The organism is Vibrio hepatarius, from assembly GCF_018860525.1.
Lineage (GTDB): Bacteria > Pseudomonadota > Gammaproteobacteria > Enterobacterales > Vibrionaceae > Vibrio > Vibrio hepatarius_B.
This window is the reverse complement of record NZ_JAHKPM010000057.1, coordinates 1-5,391: the sequence shown is the minus strand read 5'-3', so window position 1 is coordinate 5,391 and position 5,391 is coordinate 1. Positions and strand designations below refer to the sequence as shown.

4 protein-coding genes are annotated in these 5,391 nt (G+C 40.9%); all 4 read right to left on the bottom strand.

Translation table 11 applies throughout. The annotated features are described in order from the left end of the window. Positions 1-276 precede the first annotated feature (276 nt). Positions 277-1,749, bottom strand: a complete 1,473-nt coding sequence (ltrA, locus tag KO511_RS16615) for a group II intron reverse transcriptase/maturase (RefSeq protein WP_215988529.1) — start codon at positions 1,747-1,749, stop codon at positions 277-279. A gap of 700 nt (positions 1,750-2,449) precedes the next feature. Beyond that, positions 2,450-2,671: a hypothetical protein gene (locus KO511_RS22575; RefSeq protein WP_354668176.1), complete on the bottom strand. Its 222-nt coding sequence runs from the start codon at positions 2,669-2,671 to the stop codon at positions 2,450-2,452. Between the two features lie 151 nt (positions 2,672-2,822). Further along, positions 2,823-3,884, bottom strand: coding sequence for an alanine/ornithine racemase family PLP-dependent enzyme (locus KO511_RS16610; protein ID WP_215988528.1), 1,062 nt, complete (start codon positions 3,882-3,884; stop codon positions 2,823-2,825). After that, positions 3,881-5,086, bottom strand: coding sequence for a DUF1611 domain-containing protein (locus KO511_RS16605; protein ID WP_215988527.1), 1,206 nt, complete (start codon positions 5,084-5,086; stop codon positions 3,881-3,883). Before KO511_RS16605 ends, KO511_RS16610 begins: the two co-directional genes overlap by 4 nt. Between the last annotated feature and the right edge of the window lie 305 nt (positions 5,087-5,391).

The window sequence follows — 5,391 nt, the reverse complement described above, 5'->3', positions numbered from 1 at the left end:
CACCTAACCGGAGAAGAGCCATATTCTCTTGTAGTGGATAAGAAATTCTGGCGCAGCTACGCGTGTATTTCCGATACTAAGAGTGATCCATGTTTTAATAATTTAGTACAGCCAATGAAACATTTTTGTCCAGAGGAATACTGACTGTGGATGAAACACGAAAATGTCGGGTGGACGACACTTGTTACCAAGTGCCGTCTCCCTAAGAACCCAGCGTGCAACTTTCACTGCACTAGGCTCAAGCCTCCACAAAGGCATCAAATGATACCCAGCAACTTATAAAGCAGTCGGAGCAGGTTCGTTCCAAGAGTTACGAGTTAGCCTTTTGGACTTCCTTTTAACCAAGTATTCTTGGTATTGCGGGTCAAATGGTGTCACTGCACTTCGGATTTTCACATGCCTTTCTATTGGCACTTTGGCTATTTGGAAGAGATTGAACTGGCAATCCATATCCATGATCTTCTGCCAACCGTGAAACTGCCACTGGCCTTTTCGGTTGATGAAGTATTTTAGGGCGATCCAAGTTTTAGACTTTGTTGGATGACGCCTTTTAGCCCAGTGCCATAACGTATGGAATAGCTTGTGACCCACATATCCGAATACCTGTTTAGCCACGCAGTGTCGATAGTAATTCGACCAGCCTCTGAGTTTCGGATTTATCAACTTGATTAAATCGTTAACTGGGATAGTTGCGTGCTTTTTGATGAGGTTGCGCAAGTTACTCAAGAACAGCAGTGTGTTGGATTTACTCGGTTTAATGAGCAGTTTCCCTTTGTACTTCCTATGGTTGAACCCAAGAAAGTCAAAGCCATCGTTGATATGAGTAATGTGCGTTTTCTCTTCGGAGAGTGTTAAGCCTCTTTCTGCTAAGAAATCAGCAATCAACGGTTTGATATCGTTCTCTAGCACTTCCTTTGAAGCACAGGTGACGACGAAATCGTCGGCGTATCCAATAAAGTTGGCTCTAGCACCCTTTTTGAGTGCAGTAGACTTTATGCGTTGCTCAAGTCCTGCAAGAGTCATTAACATCAAGGTTGGGGATATAATTCCACCTTGAGGCGTACCTTCATCGGTGTCGTAAAATAGCCCTTTGTCTACAAAGCCAGACTTTAGCCATTGTCCCAACATACGCTTGTCAACGGCAACATTGTCCATCAGCCATTGATGCCCGATTTTGTAGAAACAGGCTTTGATATCACCTTCAAGAACCCATTGTGCTGACCGTTTCTGACTTAAGCAGATAAAACACTGGCCGATTGCGTCAGCAGTGCTTCGCCTTGGTCTAAAACCGTAGCTGTTAGGGTCGGCAAGTGTTTCTGATACTGGCTCTAGTGCAAGAAGATGAAGCGCTTGCTGCGCTCTGTCGACCATGCACGGGATACCAAGTGGTCTGAGCTTACCGTTTTTCTTGGGGATGTAGATGCGCTTGAGCGGTTTGGCTTGATAAGCTTTTCTGCTCAATTGATTGACTGCTTTCATACGGCGCGTATCCGTGTTCCAGATGACACCGTCTATTCCTGGCGTTTTACTGCCTTTGTTTTGTGATACCCGCTTAACAGCAAGAAGTTTTGCTGAGCGAGAATGAGAGAGTATCCATTGCAAGGCTTTCGCTTTGCCGTGTTTACCTTCTCTAGTTGCCTTTGCGATACGCATCTGAAGCTTGAATACATGCGACTCAACGGATTTCCAGTCGATTGACTGCCATTGAGCGCTGTAAGGAGAGGCACTAACTTCTTTTGAAATCATCATTTGCATTTCTCCTTGAATAAAGTTCTTCAAATTATCTCGCAACGGGAGACCAGTCGGAAGTGGGCTCACTTTCGTGACCAGATAAAGATCTGTATCTGCATTGTTACAATGCAGCTTTCGCTTTTTCCAACCTCCTATACCTGCATCACTATCGGCCACATCGGCTTTCCCATAGGGAGTGATACAGGCTTACCGTGTTCCGTATGTCGCGCAATGTCAGGGTAGATGCCTGCTATGGAGCGGAGAGTTCAACGATCACGAAAGAGCATGGGGCAATCTCTTTCCAACTCTCGTGCCTTTTGGCTACAGCGTGTTAACCACTTCCGCTGTTTGCAAGGATAACGCCCCTTACGCAGGTTCACTTATGTTCATCATACTGACTACCTAGCACTCACCCAATTGTGGTTATCAGGAGGATCGTCCTCTCACGATTTAGATCCCGATTAGTGCATGACCAATCTTCGTTACATTGTCAGACTCGCTACTTTATTCAGAGTCCTAGGTTCATCTGGTGATACAGATGGTTCACACATTAAGCGGTGAACAGCGCTTCATACGACTTCACGTCGCACGCCCCTTTTCTTCTTAGAGTTCTTACTCATAACATTTCTTACTATCTCAGTTAGACTAAGATTTCCTAATGCGTGCAAGATATTTTCAAGCTTGAACTGAAATACTCCGCACATGTTGAAATAAAATCTTAACAGATTCTTTGTTTCTTTGATTTATCGAATTTATTGGAAATTTTCAAAACAAGCTGTTTTTGTTTATTTGAGATGGGTTGTCTAGTTACGACTTTATGGTTTAAATTTGTAATGAAGTTTTTTTCCCAAGGAGTGAGTTGGTCATACTTCAGCAAAAATACGTCATTTAAGGTATTAAAAAATTCGTATTCGCTTACATCCATTGGATTGACCACCATTTAATTTAAAATTTTAGCAAGAGAGGTAAAGTTAAGGGTTTCAAATTTCTCAATTTGGTTTTGGCCTAATGTGGTGATCGATAAGAAACCCAAAGCTCAATTAAATCATCTATTTCGATATTGTTACTAAAGTTGACTGTGGTTCGTTCAGCTAAGTATTGAAGTATTTATGGATATAACATGATGACATAGAGGCCAAAAGAGCGCTGTAATCTAAATTAAATGAAATCTTTTCTCCTACGAATAATGACCTACCTGAGGTTTCAAGGAGTAGATGATCGCTGGTTGATGATATGACCTTTATCTCTTTCGGCACTTTAAGTCCAGTGACACAAACATCTTGACGGCCTAATGCAAGAATAGCCTGTGATACTGTACCTCTGTCTTGAATGTTTTCCTTATAACCAAAAGCATTTGAACCTCTCTTCCCCCACGGTAAAGTTGGCTTAATTTTGGATTCAATCACTTCAGCGGTCAAAGAGATTGCATCCGTATGTAAGCCTTCTATTTTTTCTTGTTCTAAAGGGTCACAACCTAAAAAAATGGCTTCTCCTATACGAAGGTTGTTTACACGAGTTTCACCAGTTTGGTGAAGCGCCCAATTAATTGAAGCAGAATTTCCCCCTGAAATGATATCAAGGTGTAGCCCAAATTTTTCTTCAATTTCATTTGCTAAGCCAGAAAGAAGCGCCATATTTTTATGGTCGGGAGCGACACCATATCGACAGGCTAGGTTCGCACCAATGCCTTTTATTATAATGTTTGGTAAGGATATGATTTGATGGATAAAGCCAATAACACGATTTGGCATTACTCCTTCTCTGAGATCACCAAGCTCAACCATAATAATGATCTTATGATGGATATTTTTTTGTTTAGCTACTTTCGAAAGCTTCCGAATCACTTTAATTTCAGAATTCAGGCTTATATCACAATGCTTTATCACGCTCGATACTTGACTCAACATTGGCGTGCGTATCAACATTTTGGAAACAGGGATACAAGAATCTGTTATTTTCTGGATATTTTCGACTCTTGAATCTGCCACCATTGGTGCGCCTGCATCGAGTAGGACTTGAACTATTACAGGATGACCTAAGAATACTTTTGTTACAGGCGTAACTGATATATTTTTCTTTGAAAGCTTATGAATAAGGGACTTAGCATTGTGATGAATTTTACTACAATCGATGTCTAACCTAGGGTACCTCACCCTTTTTTTACCAATTTACTCTTTATTTCAGGAAAAGCTGAGCTTACTATTTGTAGAAGGTGTTCCGTAGGTTGCAATAAAGCGTCAGTAACCGGTATACCAAATTCAGTGCTATAGCTATCAATAGTACTAAGTATCTCATCCAAAGACATTCCTTCATGGTTGAGTGTTAGTCCGATCACTGAAGTATCTGAAAATGTCTCAATAAGATTGATTTCTGATGCAATCGAAGGGGTTGGCCAGTGAGGATAATCAGTACGGTGCCGGCGTTTAGGGGCATGTTGTAAGATGACTCCTGTAGGACAACTGCCACGTAAGATAGAGGCACTAGTCGAATAGGCAGGGTGACTTAAAGCTCCTTGACCTTCAATAATAATGATATCTGGGTTCTCTTCTTCATACGCCTGCACAATAATAGATTCCAATTCACCAGCGCAAAATTGGGAAGGGACAGCATCCAGTGCAACGCAGTATCGTGCGCCTTGCATAATGCCAGTTTGGCCGGTGGCAATCATGACAACATTAAGGCCTTGTTTAGTTAACTCATTAGCCAATATTGTTGCAGTGGTTCGTTTTCCTAGCGCACAATCTGTTCCCAGAACAGCAATTCTTGGGCACTCCACATTGTGTATTTTACCACTGAATGTTTGCAATTTTTCTTTACTTTTTGGTTTGCGAATATCTATAATTCGAACATTATTTTCTTCACAGGCGGTCAAAAATAAAGAGTCGTCGGTTAAGAACTCATGTAACCCATTGACGATATTCATTTTTAGAGACATGGCATTTAAAATAATGCTTTTGTCTAAATCAGATAAAAACCCATTTGATGGAGCAATACCAAAAATGAAATAGTCGGGAATGCTTTCCGCTTGAATTATAGCTTCTTCGATATTCGCAACGATAGGTATGCCATTCTTTTTGTTATCAAGAACTTCTCCAGAATCTAAACCTGAAAGTTCACTATCAATAACAGATAGGATACGGTAATTTTGTGAATGTCTAACCAATCCATTGGCTGTCTTACCATCAATTTTACCAAAGTTGCTTTCACAATATACAATCGCCGAGGGGGTAATCGGTTTCATTTCCTGAGTAAGTGGCACCCCAGGAGTGATATATATTGATGTATTGTTGATTCCATTATCTTCGATTTCAGAAATTTGGAAGATGTTTTTTAACTTTTTCGTTGAAATTGACATAATTAAAGCCTTGTAGTGAGGCTTAGAAGGTCAACTAAGGAGTGTCGAGGTGTGAGTTCGATAAAGAAAAGAAGTCCCAACTAAGCAGGAGGGAGAAAATCTAAGGTAACACACTTATCCGATTATTGTTGGTTATTCTCAATTAATTGTGCTTTGTTGCTTTGTTGCTTTGTGAAATATTCTGAACGCCTTCCCTCAATAGCAATAACGTTATCTACTGCGCTTTTTCATTTGGTGATCGCACCATCAAGACTGAGTACCCAATTAAGTGATTTTCCATACTTATAGGGCTCTTCTCCGCTTAG